At 42.5% G+C, this 19,635-nt stretch carries 19 protein-coding genes, 1 tRNA gene and 1 riboswitch; all 20 genes read right to left on the minus strand.

All coding sequences use genetic code 11. The annotated features are described in order from the left end of the window. Nucleotides 1-425: 425 nt before the first annotated feature. The gene (locus T515_RS00070; RefSeq protein ID WP_036606260.1) at nt 426-1,727 is read right to left on the minus strand and encodes an ATP-binding protein; all 1,302 of its coding nucleotides are present in this window, start codon (nt 1,725-1,727) and stop codon (nt 426-428) included. Nucleotides 1,728-1,873: 146 nt separating this feature from the next. Continuing rightward, on the minus strand, nt 1,874-2,893 hold the full coding sequence (gene ilvC / locus T515_RS00075) for a ketol-acid reductoisomerase (protein WP_036606261.1): 1,020 nt from the start codon (nt 2,891-2,893) through the stop codon (nt 1,874-1,876). A gap of 408 nt (nt 2,894-3,301) precedes the next feature. Continuing rightward, a complete protein-coding gene (locus tag T515_RS00080) occupies nt 3,302-4,681 on the minus strand; it encodes an NAD(P)/FAD-dependent oxidoreductase (protein WP_036606263.1) in 1,380 nt (459 codons plus the stop codon). A 106-nt stretch (nt 4,682-4,787) separates the two neighbouring features. Further along, nucleotides 4,788-4,886: riboswitch (purine riboswitch) on the minus strand. A 146-nt stretch (nt 4,887-5,032) separates the two neighbouring features. Next, nucleotides 5,033-6,316 (minus strand): O-acetylhomoserine aminocarboxypropyltransferase/cysteine synthase family protein, encoded by a 1,284-nt coding sequence (locus tag T515_RS00085; protein WP_036606265.1) that lies wholly within the window; start codon nt 6,314-6,316, stop codon nt 5,033-5,035. A 427-nt stretch (nt 6,317-6,743) separates the two neighbouring features. Next, nucleotides 6,744-6,817, minus strand: a tRNA-Pro gene (locus T515_RS00090). A 238-nt stretch (nt 6,818-7,055) separates the two neighbouring features. Then, nucleotides 7,056-7,664: a vacuolar family H+-ATPase subunit H gene (locus tag T515_RS00095; RefSeq protein ID WP_036606266.1), complete on the minus strand. Its 609-nt coding sequence runs from the start codon at nt 7,662-7,664 to the stop codon at nt 7,056-7,058. 31 nt (nt 7,665-7,695) lie between these two features. Then, nucleotides 7,696-8,175: a pantetheine-phosphate adenylyltransferase gene (coaD, locus tag T515_RS00100; protein ID WP_036606599.1), complete on the minus strand. Its 480-nt coding sequence runs from the start codon at nt 8,173-8,175 to the stop codon at nt 7,696-7,698. A 67-nt stretch (nt 8,176-8,242) separates the two neighbouring features. Beyond that, complete coding sequence (rsmD, locus tag T515_RS00105) at nt 8,243-8,809, minus strand: 16S rRNA (guanine(966)-N(2))-methyltransferase RsmD (RefSeq protein WP_036606268.1); 567 nt, start codon at nt 8,807-8,809, stop codon at nt 8,243-8,245. A gap of 133 nt (nt 8,810-8,942) precedes the next feature. After that, entirely contained in the window at nt 8,943-10,979 is a 2,037-nt protein-coding gene (gene recG, locus T515_RS00110; RefSeq protein WP_036606269.1) for an ATP-dependent DNA helicase RecG, read from the minus strand. A gap of 65 nt (nt 10,980-11,044) precedes the next feature. Next, a complete protein-coding gene (locus tag T515_RS00115; RefSeq protein ID WP_155988220.1) occupies nt 11,045-12,739 on the minus strand; it encodes a DAK2 domain-containing protein in 1,695 nt (564 codons plus the stop codon). 46 nt (nt 12,740-12,785) lie between these two features. After that, nucleotides 12,786-13,145 (minus strand): Asp23/Gls24 family envelope stress response protein, encoded by a 360-nt coding sequence (locus T515_RS00120; RefSeq protein WP_036606273.1) that lies wholly within the window; start codon nt 13,143-13,145, stop codon nt 12,786-12,788. 217 nt (nt 13,146-13,362) lie between these two features. Then, nucleotides 13,363-13,581 carry a 50S ribosomal protein L28 gene (gene rpmB / locus T515_RS00125; protein ID WP_036606275.1) on the minus strand — a complete coding sequence of 73 codons (219 nt, stop codon included), beginning with the start codon at nt 13,579-13,581 and terminating at the stop codon, nt 13,363-13,365. A gap of 187 nt (nt 13,582-13,768) precedes the next feature. Further along, the gene (locus T515_RS00130; RefSeq protein ID WP_036606277.1) at nt 13,769-14,173 is read right to left on the minus strand and encodes a GerW family sporulation protein; all 405 of its coding nucleotides are present in this window, start codon (nt 14,171-14,173) and stop codon (nt 13,769-13,771) included. Nucleotides 14,174-14,183: 10 nt separating this feature from the next. Next, complete coding sequence (locus tag T515_RS00135) at nt 14,184-15,308, minus strand: hypothetical protein (protein ID WP_036606278.1); 1,125 nt, start codon at nt 15,306-15,308, stop codon at nt 14,184-14,186. Between the two features lie 82 nt (nt 15,309-15,390). Then, on the minus strand, nt 15,391-15,666 hold the full coding sequence (locus tag T515_RS00140) for a hypothetical protein (protein ID WP_036606280.1): 276 nt from the start codon (nt 15,664-15,666) through the stop codon (nt 15,391-15,393). A gap of 12 nt (nt 15,667-15,678) precedes the next feature. Then, nucleotides 15,679-16,221, minus strand: coding sequence for a CDP-diacylglycerol--glycerol-3-phosphate 3-phosphatidyltransferase (gene pgsA, locus T515_RS00145; RefSeq protein ID WP_036606282.1), 543 nt, complete (start codon nt 16,219-16,221; stop codon nt 15,679-15,681). Continuing rightward, entirely contained in the window at nt 16,221-17,489 is a 1,269-nt protein-coding gene (gene rimO, locus T515_RS00150; protein WP_036606284.1) for a 30S ribosomal protein S12 methylthiotransferase RimO, read from the minus strand. The genes pgsA and rimO overlap by 1 nt, the downstream gene beginning before the upstream one ends. 2 nt (nt 17,490-17,491) lie before the next feature. After that, nucleotides 17,492-17,884 (minus strand): DNA-directed RNA polymerase subunit omega, encoded by a 393-nt coding sequence (rpoZ, locus tag T515_RS00155; protein WP_036606286.1) that lies wholly within the window; start codon nt 17,882-17,884, stop codon nt 17,492-17,494. Next, entirely contained in the window at nt 17,865-18,503 is a 639-nt protein-coding gene (gene gmk, locus T515_RS00160; protein WP_036606288.1) for a guanylate kinase, read from the minus strand. Before gmk ends, rpoZ begins: the two co-directional genes overlap by 20 nt. Before the next feature lie 67 nt (nt 18,504-18,570). Then, nucleotides 18,571-19,452 (minus strand): YicC/YloC family endoribonuclease, encoded by an 882-nt coding sequence (locus tag T515_RS00165; protein ID WP_036606291.1) that lies wholly within the window; start codon nt 19,450-19,452, stop codon nt 18,571-18,573. Nucleotides 19,453-19,635: the final 183 nt, after the last annotated feature.

The following is a 19,635-nucleotide window of genomic DNA, read 5'->3' on the forward strand; positions in this document are numbered from 1 at the left end:
GTTACCAAAACCAAGCGAAATGTTAAAAATATTTAGTATAAATTATAAATATAACTATACAACAAATTACCAAAAAAATAACCTTGCAGTTGTAAAGCTGCAAGGTTTAAAAACATATCTGTCTTATCAATCTTGAAAAGCTTTACGCAAATAAGCACTATTGTTAATCACAATAATGTTCACGAGAATAATAATGACAGATGTAATAACACTGTAATTACTCATGCGTCTTTGCGTCACCTTTCATTGAAATAGTTTCAAAACATGATCCTGATGATGTAAAAACAAGAGACTCAAAGCTGTACGATCCAATAAGATCAAAAGGACAGCTTCCTGCCATGAATGTTCTAAAACTTGTACAACAATTATGCGATTCCGAAGTCGGCATGTCAATGAACAAAAAGTTATAAGAGATATAGCGCCATTTACGGATTCAGGGAATTGATGAACTGCTGTGCTACTCTGCCGGTATGGCCGCCCTTTCTTACGGACCAGACATTGGCCTTTGCAAGAAGCTCCTTTTCAGGCATATCGATGCCATGCTTACGTGCGAGGCTTATGACGATCTGCTGGAATTCCTGGAAGGTAGGCTTCGTATAAAGAATATTGAGTCCGAAGCGGTCAACCAGAGACAGCTTTTCCTCAAGGGTATCGGAATGATGAACATCTCCGCCTGCCCCCATATCATCACGATCCGCAGTACTTTCTTTTATGAGGTGGCGGCGGTTGGATGTGGCGTAGATGAGAATGTTGTCGGGCTTTGTTTCCATTCCGCCTTCGATAACTGCCTTCAGGTACTTGTACTCGATCTCGAAGTCCTCAAAGGAAAGGTCGTCCATGTAAATGATGAACTTGTAATTACGGGTCTTTACCCTGGAAATCACATATGAAAGATCCTTGAACTGGTGCTTGTAGATTTCGATGAGACGAAGGCCCTCAGGATAGAACTCGTTAAGTGTCGCCTTGATGGTAGTGGACTTTCCTGTTCCGGCATCACCGTAAAGAAGTACGTTGTTGGCACGTTTTCCTTCGATGAAGTTCCGGGTATTGTCGAAAATCTGCTTCTTCTGAAGCTCGTATCCAACCAGATCATCGTAGTTTACGGCATCAAGGTTGTTTATGGGAATAAGCTCAGGGGTGCCGTCCTGGTCGTTTCTTATACGGAAAGCTTTGTTGAGACCGAACATGCCCACACCATGCTCATGATAATACTTACCTACAGCGTCATAGAATTCATCAGCGGTTCCGGCAGCAAGAAGTTTATCCTTTAACTCATTTACTGTTTTTGAGATGTAACTGAAATACATACGCTCATGCTTTTTTACTGCGTGATAGTTCTGGAGTGTGGTGAAACAGTCGGTGCAGAGCAGGTCTTCCAGCTTTGAGAAATCATAATGCATAAGGCGGATGATGTATTCGAAATCATGCTTTGCAAAATGAGCCGCAGAACCTTCCGGAATAGAGGCATTTTCAGATATCATGGCCAGAGGATTCTCATCTGTCATGAGAAGGAAGGTAATGTATCCGGCCCAGAGATCGTCTGTAAAGCCGTAGTTTGTGGCTGTTTCCATGATTTTATGAACCTGATCGAAGCAGGCGGAAAGCAAGCTGAATACCTTTGCTTCTTCTCCGGCTTCCGCTGCATCCGAAATGACGGCTATGGTGTCCAGAGTTTCATCATGTTTCAGATTTCCGTACACTATAAGATTTGATAAAAGGTTTTTCATAAGGGCTCCATTCTGTTGCGGATTAACACATAAGTTTTTAATGTGACGGGGATATAAATAACTTAACAGACCGGCGTTATGCAGAACATAACAGCCGGTCTGAGGTTTGTTTTATTTAATTAATAAAGACCGAAGGATCCTTTTTATCAGTTGTTTACGAGCTTGTCTGATTCATTGTTCCAGCTGTAGAGCTTTCTGATATCCGCACCTACAGTCTCTGTCGGGTGCTGGGCAGCCTTTGCTCTCATTGCCTGGAAGTGAACCTTACCGTTGTTCATATCCTGAAGGAACTCAGATGCAAATGTTCCGTCCTGGATGTCAGCAAGGATCTTCTTCATAGCCTTCTTTGTATCCTCTGTAACGATCTTTGGACCTGTTACATAGTCACCGAACTCGGCTGTGTTTGAGATGGAATATCTCATGCCTGCAAAGCCTGACTGATAGATGAGGTCAACGATAAGCTTCATCTCGTGTACACACTCGAAGTAAGCATTACGTGGGTCATAGCCTGCTTCAACGAGAGTCTCGAAGCCTGCCTGCATAAGTGCGCAGACACCGCCGCAAAGAACAGCCTGCTCACCGAAAAGGTCGGTCTCTGTCTCGGTCTTGAATGTTGTCTCAAGAAGACCTGCACGTGCACCGCCGATTCCTGCACCGTATGCAAGAGCATAGTCAAGTGCGTGACCTGTAGCATCCTGATGGATGGCAACAAGACAAGGGGTTCCCTTACCTGCCTGATACTCGGAACGAACTGTATGACCAGGAGCCTTAGGAGCGATCATAGCAACATCTACGTCAGCAGGAGGAACGATAAGCTTGTAGTTGATGTTGAAACCATGAGCAAACATGAGCATATCGCCGGCCTTTAAGTTAGGCTCGACATCTTTCTTGTACATGCCTGCCTGAAGCTCATCATTGATGAGGATCATAATGATGTCAGACTGCTTAACAGCTTCTGCTGTAGGAAGAACTGTAAGTCCCTGAGACTCAGCCTTTGCCTTTGACTTTGAACCCTCATAGAGTCCAACTACTACATCACAGCCGGATTCCTTCAGGTTAAGTGCATGTGCATGTCCCTGAGAACCATATCCGATGATGCAGATCTTCTTTCCGTTAAGAAAAGATATATCACAGTCTTTTTCATAAAATAATCTTGGTTCTGCCATTTTTATTCCTCCAAAATATTATAATTTCGACAATCGCTCCATGATGTGCAGCAATCATTTTTTCGTGTATTTCGGTCAAAAACCATAATTCATGTATATGTATACTGATAATTATTAGTGACCTTCACAATTAAAAATTATAAATATCGAAAAATGAAAATGCAATATGAATTATGAAAAGATAATATGATATAACTTCATAGAATGTATAACCTGACATAGAAAAAGAGGCATTACCCGATGGTATGCCTCTTATAGTAAAAATATCTGTTATTTAGGGAAATACTGATTAAAGTGTTTCTCCGGCCGGATTATCCATGCGAAGCAGCAATTTCCTTTAAAAATCCCTGCCATCCGAATTAGGATCTTAGGAAACGCTGATTAAATCAGTAGTTTCTTATATCCGTCTTATCCGATTCTCTTTGATATCTCTCTTGCTACGTGGACACCGCTGGCACTTGCATGTGAAAGTGAATGAGTGACTCCGCTTCCGTCTCCGATGCAGAAAAGATCAGGATAAATGGTCTCGAGTTTGTCATCCACCGAAACCTCCATGTTATAGAACTTGACCTCTACACCATAAAGCAGGGTGTCATCATTGGCAGTACCCGGAGCAATCTTATCAAGAGCGTAAATCATCTCGATGATGCCGTCGAGTATGCGCTTTGGAAGTACGAGACTGAGATCTCCCGGTGTGGCCTTAAGAGTAGGTCTCACTGTTCCCTCTTCGATTCTCTTCACTGTACTGCGGCGTCCTCTTTCGAGATCTCCGAAACGCTGAACGATAACTCCGCCTCCCAGCATGTTGGAGAGTCTGGCAATGCTTTCGCCGTAGCCGTTGCTGTCTTTGAATGGCTCTGAGAAATGCTTGCTGACAAGCAGGGCGAAATTGGTATTCTCTGTCTGAAGAGACGGGTCCTCGTAGCTGTGACCGTTTACTGTGATGATACCGTTTGTGTTCTCATTAACCACCGCTCCGTGAGGGTTCATACAGAAGGTACGGACAGAGTCTTCAAACTTCTGGGTCTGATAAACGATCTTTCCTTCATAAAGCGCATTTGTAATGTCTTCAAATACAACTGCAGGAAGCTCCACTCTTACACCAAGATCCACTCTGTTTGACTTTGTAGGGATCTTGAGATCATCACATACTGTTTTCATCCATTTGCTGCCGCTGCGGCCTACGGAGATAACACAGTACTTACAGGAAGCAGTACCGTCTTTATAATCAACTTCATAACCGTCATCAAGTTTCTTTACCTTTTCAATCGGTGTTCTGAAGAAGAACTGAACCTTGTCCTTCATTTCCTTGTAGATGTTATCAAGAACGATATAGTTTTTGTCGGTTCCCAGATGACGAACGGATGCGTCAAGAAGTGTAAGTCTGCTCTGGATACACTTTTTCTTGAACTCGGATCCTGAGGTGGAGTAAAGCTTTGTGCCCTCTCCTCCGTGAGTCATATTGATGGTATCAACATACTTCATAAGATCTGTAGCGTTTTCTCTTCCCACATGCTCGTAGAGTGTTCCGCCGAAGGCATTGGTAATGTTGTACTTGCCGTCCGAAAAGGCTCCTGCTCCGCCGAATCCGCTCATGATGGAGCAGGTCGGACAGTTGATGCATGACTTTATCTTGTCGCCGTCGATAGGACATTTTCTCTTCTCCAGAGGATTTCCGGCCTCAAATACTGCAACGGAAAGAGAAGGCTGAAGCTTCATGAGCTCATAGGCTGCAAATATTCCTCCCGGACCGGCGCCGATTATGATTACATCAAATTTAGTGTTCATTTATTTCCCCTCAAATAATTATTTTTCCCTTTGTGCTTTTAAAAAGGACTGAATATATACCGATCATTGTATATTTCGGCAAAATACAAGCTGCCACTAACAGAATCTTATGACAAATAAAAGTCATAAGGTGCTGTTAATGGCAGCTTGTAGAAACGCCCAACCATATAATGGGCATATTATGACGATGAGATTTTAATGGTTTTCCCGCACATCGTCAAGCAAGTACTTGATGTCAATACTCACAAAAAACTATACGCAGATATGTGAGAAATCACAGTGGGAACAAGATGTTAAGCCGGAATCGGATGACCCGGATATCTGATATGAGAATAATTCCCTTTATAGAACTTATGCCTTCTGTGAAGCTTCAAGAGCCTGCTTGAGATCCTCTATGATATCATCAACATTCTCGATGCCTACGGAAAGACGAACCATATCCGGCTTTACACCGCCTGCAAGAAGCTCCTCGTCTGTCAGCTGGCGATGGGTGGATGATGCCGGGTGAAGAACACAGGTATGTGCATCTGCAACGTGAGTTGCAATGATAGCAAGCTTAAGGTGCTTCATGAATTCCTCTGCTGTCTTTCGTCCTCCCTTTACACCGAAGGAAATAACACCGCAGGTTCCATCAGGCATGTACTTCTGAGCTCTCTCGTAGTACTTGTCCCCGGGAAGGCCGGGATATGTCACGTAGGAAACATTGGCATTTTCCTGAAGGAATTCAGCCACTTTCTGAGCATTCCTGCAATGTCTCTCCATTCTCACTGCAAGAGACTCGAGACCCAGGTTAAGGAGATAACAGTTCATGGGTGAAGGTATGGAACCAAGGTCACGCATAAGCTGGGCTGTTGCCTTTGTGATATAGGCTTTTTCCTTTCCGAACTTCTCTGCATAGGTTATTCCGTGATATGACTCGTCGGGAGTGCAGAGACCCGGGAATTTGTCGGCATGTGCCATCCAGTCAAACTTTCCTGAATCAACGATAACACCGCCTACTGTTGCGTCATGACCATCCATGTATTTTGTTGTTGAATGGATAACGATATCAGCCCCCCATTCAAAAGGTCTGCAGTTAATAGGTGTTGCAAAGGTATTGTCTACGATAAGAGGAACACCATGCTTATGTGCGGCTGCAGCAAATCTTTCGATATCAAAAACAATCAGTGCGGGGTTAGCGATGGTTTCGCCGAATACTGCCTTAGTGTTTGGCTTGAAGGCAGCCTCAAGCTCTTCATCACTGCAGTCAGGATCAACGAAAGTGAAATCAATGCCCATTTTTCTCATGGTGACATTGAAAAGATTGAAGCTTCCGCCATAGATGCTTGAAGATGCGATTACATGATCTCCTGCATTGGCAAGGTTGAATACCGAGATGAATGATGCTGCCTGACCTGATGAGGTGAGCATGGCAGCGGTTCCGCCCTCAAGGGCAGCTATCTTTGCGGCAACAAAATCGTTTGTAGGATTTTGAAGTCTTGTATAGAAGTAGCCTTCCGCTTCAAGATCAAACAGCTTACCCATATCAGCACTGGTATCATACTTGAAAGTAGTGCTCTGAATGATGGGAATCATTCTTGGCTCGCCATTCTTTGGTGTATACCCTGCTTCTATACATTTGGTTTCTTTTCTCATTTTACTTCAAAGCTCCTTCGTTCTTTTGATTTACGGCATAAATCAGGTGCAAGGTACTTATGTAACAGGATAGATACTTGTAAGAATACAAAAATCTATGCAGCATGGTGATGTGTTGGCTGTACAATGCATGAGATTTATACTCGCAGTATTTCGGATTTAGATATTTGGTAAAAGCACAGGATCATCTTAGTCTTCTGTTTCTTTTTTACAGGATGTGTCATCCTGTAACCCGACCACATACAGATAATTGTGACGATGAACAAGATCACAATGCTCATACTATGCCACTCATGATAACTCATAGCAGCCTTGTTTTTGAACTAGATTAATTCTATAACTGGTAATAGCAACAGTCTAGCACGAAGAAAATGATAATAAAAGAAAAGACCCGGTACTTTCGTACTGAGTCAGTCCCAAGGGTTAGTCGATGCGACAAGATTCGAACTTGCGACCTCTGCGTCCCGAACGCAGCGCTCTACCAAGCTGAGCCACGCATCGCTTTTTTATGCAAGTGAAATCTTAGCAGACAGATTAAGGCATGTCAAGTTATATATAAAAATAGAATAAAAAGTTATGGCTTTAAGTCCAAAACTGAATTCTGCTGCCATACAGCACAGAGTGATAAAAGTCATTCCGCTTTAAAGGCTGTATGGAAGCCCATGCTGACAGCTAAGAAACAGAGTATCTCATGATATCATGAAATACTCTGTAAAAGATGAATCAAATATAATGAAGATTACTGCTGAAAGCTGTCCTGTGCTGAAGGATAAGCTTCAGGGTACTGGGCATCCTGAGCTGTCTGAGGATTCATAGCCCGGTTAAGCTCTCTTCGATTGTTTGTTACTACATTATAGGTGTTCTGCATGCTGTCAAGTAAGGACTGGTATCTTGTCTGCTGCTCTGAGATGGAATTTCCCAAAAGTACTTCGATGGATTCAAGGATGCCGTCTGTATAAGTGATGGCACTTGCCTTAACACTGTTTGCTTCAGCCTGTGCCTCGGCAAGAATCTGATCAGCCTTGGCCTGAGCCTGCTGAACAAGAGCATTGGCCTCATTGTATGCCTGCTGCATGATCTCATTCTCTGATACCATCTCCTCAGTCTGCTGTCTTGCGTCCTGAAGCATGCTTTCAGCCTGATTCTTTGCATCTGCAAGAATAGCTTCCTGCTGTGATATGATCTTCTGATACTTTTTGATCTCATCAGGTACTCTGAGACGGAGCTCAACCAAAAGCTCTTCCATCTCTTCCTTGTTTACAAGGATCTTTGTGTTTGAAAGAGGCTGGTACTTGCAGCTATCAATATATTCTTCAATCTCACCGATTAACTGTTCAATTCTGCTCATTTATCTAATCCACCTTATATTAACTAATAATTTACTTTTTATACTTTTCTTTCATTTTTCTCTCTACCTCGGCAGGTACAAACTCATGGATATCTCCGTCGAAGCTGGCGATTTCCTTGACTGTGCTGGAGCTGAGATAAGAGAACTTGAGATTTGTAGTAAGAAAAATCGTATCGATATCGGGGGCAATGACTTTGTTTGTCTGCGCAAGCTGCAGTTCGTATTCGAAATCGGTTACTGCGCGCAGTCCTCTTACTATAACTGTAGCACCGCACTCGCGGGCAAAGTTGACAGTTAGACCACCGAAGGATTTAACCTCAACATTTCCGAAATTTTGGGTCAAATCTTCAATCATTTTAACACGTTCTGACATGGAAAACAACGGGGTTTTTGCACTGTTCTGCAAAACTCCGACAATCAGTTTGTCTACCATCTTAGAAGCTCGTTCTATTATGTCGAGGTGACCAAATGTGACTGGATCAAAGGATCCCGGATAGATACCTATTATCATAGTATTTCTTCTTTCTCGGTTTATATTTATAGCACGTTCAATTATGGTATGTAAATATATGGAAGAGTTATTCTGTAATTCTTTTTTTGAAAAAAACATGTTTATTTGTCTTATATGTTTTTTCCCTCTGAAGAGAATAACCCATAGCTGCTATTTCGTCAGCGATGTCATCGTTTATATCAGCCTCTACAACGAACAGTGTGTTTTCATCCACATAATCCATGTCCCGAATGAGCTGCATGGCTTTACGTTCAAAACCGCGGTTGTATGGTGGATCCATAAATACGATTCCGAATCTGTAGCCCTTTCCGTTAAGTCTGTTAAGTGCTGCCATATAGTCAGTAGTCATAACAAGAGCCCTGTCACCGAACTTACAATGCTCGATGTTTTCATTTATGCAGGCTGCAGCCTTTGGATTGTTTTCTACAAATACCGCTCTTTTAGAACCTCTTGAAAGAGCTTCTATACCGATGGCACCTGATCCGGAAAAAAGATCCAGGAAATCAATGCCAGGTACTTCGAATTGAAGCATATTGAAAAGGGTTTCTTTTATTCTGTCTGTAGTTGGACGTGTGTCCGCTGAATCAATGGTTTTAAGAAGAAGTCTTCTTGCGCTTCCCGCAATTACTCTCATTTTAATCTCCTCTAATATGATGACATAAGTGTCATAAGTCAATCTCACATTTTGACACTTACTTAAATGAATATTTCAAATACACTATGGTTATATTCCGGAGGACAGCATGCCTGTTTAAAAAAGCAGGCTGTTAAAGGATACAGCTCTCTTCCAGATATCTGTTGAGTCTTTCTTTTAGATCATGATGATCCTCATTATTAAGCTCAGGATCGGAACGAAGAACATACAGCGCATCCTCAGATGCTTTTCTCAGCAGTTCCTTATCCTGATAAATGTCGGCGATGGTGAAATCAAGTGCACCCGACTGCCTTATTCCGAAGATATCTCCGGGGCCTCTCAGCTTAAGGTCCTCTTCTGCTATATGGAAACCGTCATTGGAGGTGGCCAGTATATGAAGCCTTTCTTTTGACTTATCAGAATTGGAACTGTCTACAAAGATGCAGTAGCTCTGATGCCCGGATCTTCCCACACGCCCTCTTAGCTGATGGAGCTGTGCAAGTCCGAAGCGTTCTGCATTTTCAACCATCATTACGGTTGAGTTCGGAACATCCACGCCTACTTCAACTACTGTTGTTGAAACCAGAATATCGATTTCTTTATGGAGAAATCGATTCATGATCTCGTCCTTCTCTTTAGGCTTCATCTTTCCGTGAAGCTTTTCGATCCTGACATCGGATGGGAATACCTTTCGTATCTTTAACAGATAATCTGTCACGTTCTCAAGATCAAGCATATCATTTTCTTCGACCATAGGACAGATAATATAGGCCTGTCTGCCCTTTTTTATTTCATCATATATAAATTTATATGATTTTTCCCGGTAGCTTTCATTTACTACCGCATTTTTAATAGGCAGACGATTGGAGGGCAGACCTTTTATCAGACTGACCTTCATATCCGCGTATAACAGCATGGCCAGTGTTCTCGGTATGGGTGTGGCAGACATGACCAGAGTATGGGGACTGTGTCCTTTCTCTCCCAGAGTTTTTCTCTGATTTACACCGAAGCGGTGCTGCTCGTCCGTCACAACAAGTGCCAGATCGTCATAGATGACATTGTCCTGAAACAGGGCATGGGTTCCGATAATGATATCTGCCTCGTGGCTTTCTATCTCTTTATATACGGCCTTCTTTTCAGAAGCTTTAAGTGAACCTGTGACAAGTACGATCTTCAGGTCGTAGGCATTGTCCGAAACTATCTTTTTAAGCTTTTCATAGTGCTGGGATGCCAGAATCTCAGTGGGAGCCATAATGGCTGCCTGATGTCCGTTAAAGGCGGTTTCCAGTGCGGCTATAAATGAAACTATGGTCTTTCCGGAACCTACATCTCCCTGAAGAAGTCGGTTCATTATAAATCCTGATGAAAGATCCGTTCTTATATCTTCCACTGCTGCTGCCTGTCCATCGGTGAGTTTGAAGGGAAGACCGGTAATAAAGGAATCGATTCGTTCATCACGTTTCAGGATATATCCGGATTTTTTCTCATCCGTATTCTGCTTCTTTTTAACAAGGGCCATGGAGAATAAAAAGAGCTCATTATATGCATGACGCTCTCTTGCTTTTTTATAGTCCTCCATGTTTACGGGAAAATGAATATGTCCGATTGCCTCGTTCATACTCATAAGTTCCCTGTTGTAAAGTATGTTTCCGGGAATGAAGTCCTTCTGTGCTTCCGAAACCTCCATAGCCTGCTTTATGGCTTTTTGGATCAGGGAATTGGAAAGCCCCTTTGTCTGGCCGTATACAGGTTCCAGAGTATCTTCCTTTTTTGAGTATTCATCAACTGAAAAGATTTTCGGCTGGTTCAGGGTCTTTTGTCCTTTATAATCCCCTACCTTTCCGAAAAAAACAAAGGCAGAGCCTGCTCTCAGTGTATTTTTTAAAAAGGGTGCATTGAACCAGGTGAGGCGCATCTTTCCGGACAGGTCTCTGATGTAAGCTGTTGTCATCCTGAGTCCATGAAGATTTATTATGGATGCATCTTTTTCAAGCATGCCTTTAACAGCACCCGTTTCCCCTTCGGTGAGGCTGCCTATAGGTGATGGTTTCCTGTAGCAAAGGTAAGTATGAGGGAAATAATACAGAAGATCCTTAACTGTAAATATTCCCAGCTTGTTGAAGAGTTTTTCTGTTTTTGGTCCTATTCCCTTTAAATCTGTCAGAGTCATATATTTTATGTTAAAAATGCTCCTGAGATGTATTTCTCAGGAGCTTGTATATTCTCAATAATGATTTATTCCACAGAAATGAAATAATAGTAAATAGGCTGTCCGCCGTACTGAAGCTCTGTTTCAACAGAAGGATACTTCTTTCTGATATCACCGGAAAGCTTTTCCGCATCCTCTTTCTTTACATCCTTACCGTAATAGATGGTAACGATTTCAGATTCGTTGTTGATCATTTTGGCTACTGCTTCGTTGACTGCATATTCGATGTCTTTCTGTACAGAAAGGAGTCCGTCATCACCGATTACCATGATGTCATTTTCCTGAATGGCATGTCCGTCGATGGTGGTGTTACGTACAGCGTATGTTACTTCTGCAGAGTTCACACATTCGGAAGCATCCTTCATGGCTTCCAAGTTCTCTTCTGCCGTCATATCCGGGCTGAAGCTGATCATGGCTGTGATACCCTGAGGGATGGTCTTGGTAGGTACTACGATGATGGTCTTGTCTTCTATGATATCCTTGGCCTGATTTGCCGCAAGGATAATGTTTTTGTTGTTTGGAAGAACAAATATGGTCTTAGCATTGACCTCGGCACAGGCATTTAAAATGTCCTCTGTTGAAGGATTCATAGTCTGGCCGCCTTCGATCACATAGTCAACACCTACACCCTTGAAGATCTCTGTGAGTCCCTCTCCGGCAGATACTGATATGAAGCCGAAATCCCTGGCAGGACCGAGATCCTTCTTTGGCTCTTCCTGAGGGGCTGCTGAACTCTTTGACTTTTCGCTTTCGGCAATCTTTGAGGCATCCTTGATAAGAACTTCATTGTGCTCAAGACGCATATTGTCTACTTTCATTTTTGAAAGGTATCCCATGGAAAGGCCCTTTTCGAAAGCATTGCCCGGGTGGTTTGTATGTACGTGAACCTTGATTATGTTCTCATCTGAGAAGCATACGATGGAATCACCGACACCGTTAAGCCAGGATCTTAATTCATCAACTTCTTCATCACTGAACTCGTGATCACCGTTTACCATGAATTCTGTACAGTATCCGAACTTGATATCAGCTGTGGATATGTCTCCGCGGGACTTGCGCTCTGCCTGAGGTGCAGCTGCAGGTGACATCTCTACGTCATCTATGTCAATGCTGACATCCTCTCCCTTAAGGGAAGCAAGGGCGCCCTTTACAACAGTCATAAGACCCTGTCCGCCTGAATCAACTACACCGGCTTCCTTAAGTACGGGAAGCATGTCGGGAGTCTTGGCAAGAACATCATCACCGTAAGCGATAACCTTTTCAAGCATGGTGAGAGTATCCTCATCAAGTACAGACAATTCTGTTATTCTGTCAGCCATTCCCTTGGCAACTGTAAGGATAGTACCCTCCTTGGGCTTCATAACAGCTTTGTAGGCTGTTTCTATAGCACGATTAAAAGCTCGTGCAAGGATAACATCATCAATCACGCCTGCTTCTGCATTCTCACGGATTTCCTTTGTGAAACCACGAATGAGCTGGCTTAAGATTACGCCGGAATTTCCTCTTGCTCCGCGGAGTGAACCGCTGGCCATAGCCTTTGCCACATTGTCAATAGTGGGCTCGGAAATCGCAGCTACCTCTCTTGCAGCTGACATGATTGTCATAGTCATATTTGTTCCTGTATCACCATCAGGTACAGGGAATACATTGAGTTCGTTGATGTACTCTTTCTTGGCGTTAAGACTGTTAGCGCCTGCAAGAAAAGCGTTTTTCAACGCCATTGCATCAATTTGATTACCCACAGGTAATTCCTCCTTATAAACTTCATCAGTCAATGACTCTTACGCCTTCAACGAAGATATTGACATCTTTAACCTTCATGCCGGTATACTCTGTAACTTTATATCTGACGTTTTCGATAAGATTGTCAGCTACGGCACGAATGCTCACACCGTAAGCAACAATAACGTGGAAATCAAGAGATATCTCGTTGTTCTCAATCTTTACCATGATGCCCTTAGTGAGACTTTCACGCTTAAGAAGCTTTACAAGCCCGCCGGACTGGTAAGAGACCTTAGCCATACCAACGATACCAAAACACTCTATTGCGGTAGTTCCTGCATAGGTAGCAATAACATCAGGATCGATCTGAATTTCACCCAGCTTGGATGCAATTGTTCCTTTCATATATTACCTCCGGAAAGATACTGTAATGTAGTAAGTCTTATAAAAATCGGATTGCTGCGCGTTCAGCGTCTGCGCAATGCTTTTTTATAAAAGCAAGCTTGATTATAGCATATTATACCGTTGTGTGCACTCTGACTTTAATTTATGGTTTTGCATGAAAAAAGGGTATTACGAGTGATCGTAATACCCTGTCATGCATCAATTAGACGATCCTGAATTAAGCGTTTGCCTCAACAGTCTTAGATGTACCGATTGCACGCTGAACCTTGCCAGATCTTAAGCAGGAAGTACATACATACATCTTCTTTGTACCGCCATTTACCATAACTCTAACTGACTTAATGTTAGCCTTCCAGATCTTGTTTGATCTTCTATGTGAATGGCTTACCTTATTTCCGAAGTGAACTGCCTTCTCACAAACTGCGCATTTTGCCATGGTTGCACCTCCCTTTTCAAAATATATCGAATCAGATACGCTCTGAATTCGCGACTCAACTATACTAGCAAAGTTACCGGGAATTTGCAAGCTTTTTTTAGGAAAAATATCATGGGGCATTTAAACGTGCTTTAAATAGGAATTTACCCTCGGTTAATGTATAGTAAAAGATATAGACTCCGGTTATTCAGACTTCGTTTTCGATAATGTCCAATGCGGCTTTTTCGGCATCCTTTGATACTCTGCTGCCGCCTGTAAACTTATCTATGGCATCAGGTATCATGTCCAGTATTTTTGTGAATGCGTCCTGATTCTTGACATTGATAAGCTTACTGTTTCCGTTCTGAAGAATGAGGATGGCTGTAGGAGTGATCCTGGAGCTTAGAGCTCCGGCACCGCCGTCATCTTTGTTACTGTCTTTTGGCTTGGAAAAGCCTCCGGCTCCCATTCCGCAGCTAACCTCAATAAGTGGGATAAGTGTGGCATCCCCCACCTTAACGGGCTCGCCTACTACTGTTTTTGAATTTACAAATCCGTCCATTCCATGAAATAGAGTGTCCAGAATCTCTGTTACATTATTTTTGTCAGCCATGGGTGCCTCCTTACAAATGATTTATGACAAGTTGTCGTATTTTTTTATTTAGCATCAGTTCTATAAGTACAATCAAAAGATGAATGAGTCTTATTCTGCCTTTGAAATTCATATCTCCGCATATCACGGACCTGTCAAAGACAGGCTCGATGGTGAAGTTTTCTCCATATACAGGATAAAGCAGGCTCAGATACATCATGGCGCTGCCTACTGATGCCGGATCCTCTGAACCATAGGTCAGATTGCCTTCAAGGCTTCTGAAACGGTAATGTTTAAGAAGATACTTTGTATTTTTTATTATAAGCTTCAGCGCTTTTCTGTTTTCTTCATCAGTTATTGCAGCCTTTATGCCGGATATCTTTTCTGCAACATTCTCTATTTTACCAGGAATTTTTCTGAATTTCTCCACTGTTTTTTCTCTTAGTGAGGGGCCTCTCTTTTCTTTAGGAAGAGGGGCTTCAGTATTTTCGGTTTTTTCAGACTGTTCGAAGACATCAGAATCAGCAGGATCTGCGTCAATTTCAGAGACCTCGGAATCGGCGGATGTATCGGATTCAGAGATGTTATCGCTGATTTGAGAGACATTGACATCAATGGCGATATCAGAATCAGTAACATGATCGTCAATTTCAGAGGAATCGGAATCAGCAGGTGTATCAGATTCGGCAGGTATATCAGAATCGGTGATATCGTCACTTATACCGGTGTTATCCAAAACCTCTGTGATATCAGATTCGGAATCTGTGACTGGAGATTTTCCCGAGCCGGTTAATGAACTGTTTTCAGTGTTTGAAACAGAGTCTGATGCTGATCCGGGATTCTCTTCCTGATTGCATATATCAGTTTCATCGGAAGATGATTCCTCATCATCCCCTTCAGAATCCATCAGTGTGAGCCACAGGAATTTGAGATTCATTTTCAGACCATCCGGATCAAATGCAGCCTTAAATCTAAGGGCCTTTAGAAGCCAGCTTGCGTTAAGGTCAATGTAGTAGTCATTTTCCGATTCTTTTTTATATCCCATGGATCTGTATCTGACAGGGACAAACAGGATGATAGAAAGCAGAAATAAAATGAGCAATAAAATAACGAGGAGCACAATGCCTATGACCTTTAATATTGTCAGGACAATCATGTAAGCCTCCTCGTTTTAATTAACGTCCCCATACATCAGTTATCTGTACGGACGCTCATGTGTTTTTTTGACAGGGATGAGATCAACAGATCACATCCTTTCTCTGCATCAGCATAGTTGTGACACATTCAACGGCATCTTTATAGCCGTAACCTATTCCAAGGATTTCCACGTTTTCCGTGTTCATCTTTGGGTTCAAAAACATAGCCTGATTATATATTTCATACAGATTCGGTGCTTTTGCCGCTATGATGACATAGGCACCCGGTTGAAAATGTCTTTTTCGCAGATTATCAAGAATATATTTCTTATGTTCCCTGGCATGTCTGCCCCAGTAAAGATTCTCAGAAAAAATCATATTTCCGACCTGTTACATACCGCCTTCTGTAATGACACGGATGTTTTTAATCATGTAATCCACAAGAGACACAATGGTAAGTACCAAAGCTATTCCGGCAATAATGTCAGTGATCAGCTTTAATACAGGAATGTCTATAATCAGTAAAATGACTGTGAGCATCTGGAAAGTGGTTTTGAATTTGCCCCACCAGGATGCAGCGATAACTATGCCTTTGTCAGCAGCCACAAGCCTGAATCCGGAGATGATAAACTCTCTTGCTATGATAACGATAACGTACCATGCAGGCAGCTGATTCAGCTCTATAAGGCATATAAGAGCCGAACATACCAGAAGCTTATCAGCCAGAGGATCCATAAATTTCCCAAAATCTGTAACCAAATTCCGCTTTCTTGCTATCTGTCCATCCAAAAAATCCGTAAATGAAGCAAGACAAAAAACAATCAAAGCAGCAATACGTAAATTCTGATCCTGTCCACCGTTAAACAGAAGCAAAACGACAAACAGCGGAATCATGAGTATACGAAGTATCGTCAGTTTGTTTGGTAAATTCATTAGATGCGCTCTCCAATCAAGTCATATCCATCTGCATCGATGATACGACAATCTATCATATCACCGGAGATTTTGTTGTTATATGTTCCTGCGTCTACAAATACCATACTATCTATGTCGGGATTGTCCATATAAGAACGTGTGAGATACATGTTGTTTTCAGGGTCGTAGCCTATAACCATAACTCTGAGCTCTCTTCCGATCTGCTCTCTGGCCTTTTCAAAAGCGATGCGCTGCTGAAGTCTCATGATCTCATCCTGACGCTGAAGCTTTATCTTTTCCGGAATCTGACCGGTCATCTCAGCGGCAGCTGTATCTTCTTCCTGTGAGTATGGGAAAACACCCAGACGTTCGAATCGCATTTCTCTGACAAAATTCTTCAGGATCTCAAAATCCTCTTCTGTCTCACCAGGGAATCCGGTGATAAGTGTGGTACGTAATGCGATATCCGGAATTGCTTTACGGAGCGTAGCTATACGTTCCTTAAGCTCAGCCTGTCTTGTTTTTCTGTGCATATTCTTAAGGACTGCATCAGATGCGTGCTGGATAGGTATATCAAGATAATGAACCACCTTCCTGTTATCACGAATGGTCTCGATGAGCTCATCTGTGATCTCTTCAGGATAGCAGTAAAGTATACGTATCCACTCTATTCCCTCTATCTCTGAAAGTCTGTTGAGAAGCTCCGGAAGTGCTTTCTTCTTATAAAGATCAACACCGTAAAGAGTTGTCTCCTGAGCAACAAGGATCAGTTCCTTTGTGCCGTGGGATGCAAGCATCTTTGCTTCTTCAATGAGATGTTCCATAGGTACGGAACGGTAGTGTCCTCTGAGACTCGGAATAATGCAGTAAGTACAGTACTTATCGCAGCCCTCCGCTATCTTAAGATATGAAGTATAATTCTCGGAGTTTTCGACACGTGCCATCTGGATATCCAGCTTGTCAACGTAGTCCTTTACTCCCATAACTTCGTCTACTTCAGGAAGCTCTTTTCTTATCTGGTCTTTGTAGCGTTCAACTAAACAGCCGGCAACGATTATTTTCTTAAGCTTTGCCGACTGCTTGTATTCGCCCATCTCGATGATGGTATTAATACTTTCTTCCTTGGCATCACCAATAAAAGAACAGGTATTGATCACAGCGATATCTGCTTCAGCAGGATCATCGGTTATCTCGGATCCGGGATACTTTTCCAGTAGGTTGCTGAGCATCTTTTCGCTGTCTACCCTGTTCTTATCACAGCCAAGTGATATCATATGAATCTTCATGCTTATGCTTCGCTGTCAGAATTGTAATCATCTTCTGAAGATGCTGAAGGGCTGTTGTCGATAAGCTCTGCAGTTCCGTCATCATCCTCATCAAACTCTTCTGTTGCAAAATCGAAACGCTTTTCAACAGCATTTGTTCTGAACTCGTCTTCGACCTCAGATCCGCGCTTGATGGTGATGGCGTTCTTGGCAAGCTCCTCTACTGCGATAGAAAGAGGCTTTCTGCTTGGGTCTACAGGGAGAACCGGAGAAGCTCCGTCTATTAACTGTCTTGCACGCTTGGCACTTGCGATAACAACAGAATATCTGCTTTCTACAAGTTTGTCTGTGTCGTCCTGAATCGCATTGGTGTTGTTTGCTGCATCGATCAGTTCGTTATATGATTGCTGTGACATCTTCTATCCTCCTAAGATCTCTTCTAACATTTTCTATTATATCAATATGGTTTTTAGCCTTTTCGTGCTGAGCACGAATGAGATTATGCAATTTTTCGGTGCAGGTGTCAATATCATCATTAATTAAAATGTAATCGTAGGCCTCCACACCTTCAGACTCCTGAATTGCACGTTTAAGCCTCTTTTCCACCACATCCATGGACTCGGTTCCTCTTCCGATGAGTCTGTTTTTGAGCTCAGCCCCTGATGGTGGTGTAATGAATACCAGCACTGAATCAGGAAACTTCTGCTTGATCTTCAAAGCACCCTGAATCTCAATTTCCAGTAGAACATCCTTTCCTTCCGAAAGATTGGAATCCACAAATGCTTTTGGTGTACCGTAATAGTTCTCTACGTACTGGGCGTATTCGATAAGCTCATCTTTTTCTATCATATCAAGAAATTCTTCTTTTGTTTTGAAGAAATACTCTCGACCGTCCTGTTCGCCCTCTCTCGGATTACGTGTTGTACATGAAATGGAAAGAGCGTAATTGTCATATTTAGCGAGCAGACTCTTCATGAGTGTGCCCTTGCCGGCACCGGAAAATCCCGATACGACTACCAAAGATCCTTTGTTCATACTTATCCTCTTAATGTCTGAATTCTGTAGTTATGCGAAACACTTTGTTTGCTGTTTCGTGTAGGGATCACTCCAGATTCTGTATCTGCTCTCTGATTTTTTCTATCAATGTCTTAAGACCGATGGCATCATCGGATATGATAAGATCATTTGCCTTACTGAGAGTTGTATTGGCCTCTCTGTTCATTTCCTGGGCGAGGAAATCAAGTTCTCTTCCCACAGAACCGCCGGCTTCAAGCTTTCCGCGCATGTTCTTTATGTGGCTGTGGAGTCTTACTCTCTCCTCATCTGTACAGATCTTATCGGAATACATGGTGACTTCCTGAACTATACGGGATTCATCAATACCCGCTGTTCCCAGAAGTTCGGTAACCTTTGCGCGGAGCTTCTGCTCGTATGCGGCTGTGATCTCGGGTGAACGCTCGTCTATGCGAAGAACGATAGATTCCATTTCTGAAAGCTTGCTCAGAAGGTCGCTCTTTAAATTCATACCCTCTGATACTCTTGTGGCCACAAAGTTTGTGAGAGCCTGAGTAAGAGCAGGATTAAGCCGGTTCCAAAGCTCGTTATCATCTTCCGATTCCTCGGAGAGAACAAGAACATCAGGAAGGCTTGCAATGTTGGTGACTTTGACATTGTCATCTACTTTAAGCTCTGTGCATATCTTTCTCATGGAATCGAGATACTCTCTTGCAAGATCAAGGTTAAGTCTCAGGGACTTGGAACCCTCTCCGAACTCGTCATAGGTGATGAATAGATCAACCTTTCCGCGGGAGATGTACTCCTTGATGGTATTTCGGATATTGGCCTCAAGTGCATTGAACTTCTTGGGCATCTTGATGTTGAGATCAAGAAAACGTGAATTTACGGATTTGACTTCGACGGAAAGACGATAGATTTCATTGGAAACTTCACATCTGCCAAATCCGGTCATGCTTTTTAAATCCATAGCATACCTCTTTTGAGTTAATGAAGAAAAAACTGATTATAGAAGTGTTTCTTCATAAATATAAAATAGTGTAAAAAACATTCGGACTAAAGTCATCCGAATTGTATCTTTATGCCGGAAATCTGTACCCTGTCTGCGGCTTGTGTTTTCCGAACATTTGTTATAAATTATAATCTACCCTAA

Source organism: Oribacterium sp. P6A1, from assembly GCF_000702885.1.
Taxonomy (GTDB): Bacteria; Bacillota; Clostridia; order Lachnospirales; family Lachnospiraceae; genus Oribacterium.

Bases quoted from the DNA above. Each gene is read 5' to 3' on its own strand.
- rimO (WP_036606284.1), bottom strand. From the start codon at position 17,489: ATGAAGATTCATATGATATCACTTGGCTGTGATAAGAACAGGGTAGAC.
- T515_RS00115 (WP_155988220.1), bottom strand. From the start codon at position 12,739: ATGGCGTTGAAAAACGCTTTTCTTGCAGGCGCTAACAGTCTTAACGCC.
- rpoZ (WP_036606286.1), bottom strand. From the start codon at position 17,884: ATGTCACAGCAATCATATAACGAACTGATCGATGCAGCAAACAACACC.
- T515_RS00165 (WP_036606291.1), bottom strand. From the start codon at position 19,452: ATGGATTTAAAAAGCATGACCGGATTTGGCAGATGTGAAGTTTCCAAT.
- T515_RS00070 (WP_036606260.1), bottom strand. From the start codon at position 1,727: ATGAAAAACCTTTTATCAAATCTTATAGTGTACGGAAATCTGAAACAT.
- T515_RS00085 (WP_036606265.1), bottom strand. From the start codon at position 6,316: ATGAGAAAAGAAACCAAATGTATAGAAGCAGGGTATACACCAAAGAAT.
- T515_RS00095 (WP_036606266.1), bottom strand. From the start codon at position 7,664: ATGAGCAGAATTGAACAGTTAATCGGTGAGATTGAAGAATATATTGAT.
- ilvC (WP_036606261.1), bottom strand. From the start codon at position 2,893: ATGGCAGAACCAAGATTATTTTATGAAAAAGACTGTGATATATCTTTT.
- recG (WP_036606269.1), bottom strand. From the start codon at position 10,979: ATGACTCTGACAGATTTAAAGGGAATAGGACCAAAAACAGAAAAACTC.
- T515_RS00135 (WP_036606278.1), bottom strand. From the start codon at position 15,308: ATGATTGTCCTGACAATATTAAAGGTCATAGGCATTGTGCTCCTCGTT.
- rpmB (WP_036606275.1), bottom strand. From the start codon at position 13,581: ATGGCAAAATGCGCAGTTTGTGAGAAGGCAGTTCACTTCGGAAATAAG.
- T515_RS00080 (WP_036606263.1), bottom strand. From the start codon at position 4,681: ATGAACACTAAATTTGATGTAATCATAATCGGCGCCGGTCCGGGAGGA.
- T515_RS00120 (WP_036606273.1), bottom strand. From the start codon at position 13,145: ATGAAAGGAACAATTGCATCCAAGCTGGGTGAAATTCAGATCGATCCT.
- T515_RS00130 (WP_036606277.1), bottom strand. From the start codon at position 14,173: ATGGCTGACAAAAATAATGTAACAGAGATTCTGGACACTCTATTTCAT.
- gmk (WP_036606288.1), bottom strand. From the start codon at position 18,503: ATGAACAAAGGATCTTTGGTAGTCGTATCGGGATTTTCCGGTGCCGGC.
- coaD (WP_036606599.1), bottom strand. From the start codon at position 8,175: ATGATAATAGGTATCTATCCGGGATCCTTTGATCCAGTCACATTTGGT.
- pgsA (WP_036606282.1), bottom strand. From the start codon at position 16,221: ATGAATTTACCAAACAAACTGACGATACTTCGTATACTCATGATTCCG.
- rsmD (WP_036606268.1), bottom strand. From the start codon at position 8,809: ATGAGAGTAATTGCGGGAAGCGCAAGAAGACTTCTTCTTAAAACCATT.
- T515_RS00140 (WP_036606280.1), bottom strand. From the start codon at position 15,666: ATGATTTTTTCTGAGAATCTTTACTGGGGCAGACATGCCAGGGAACAT.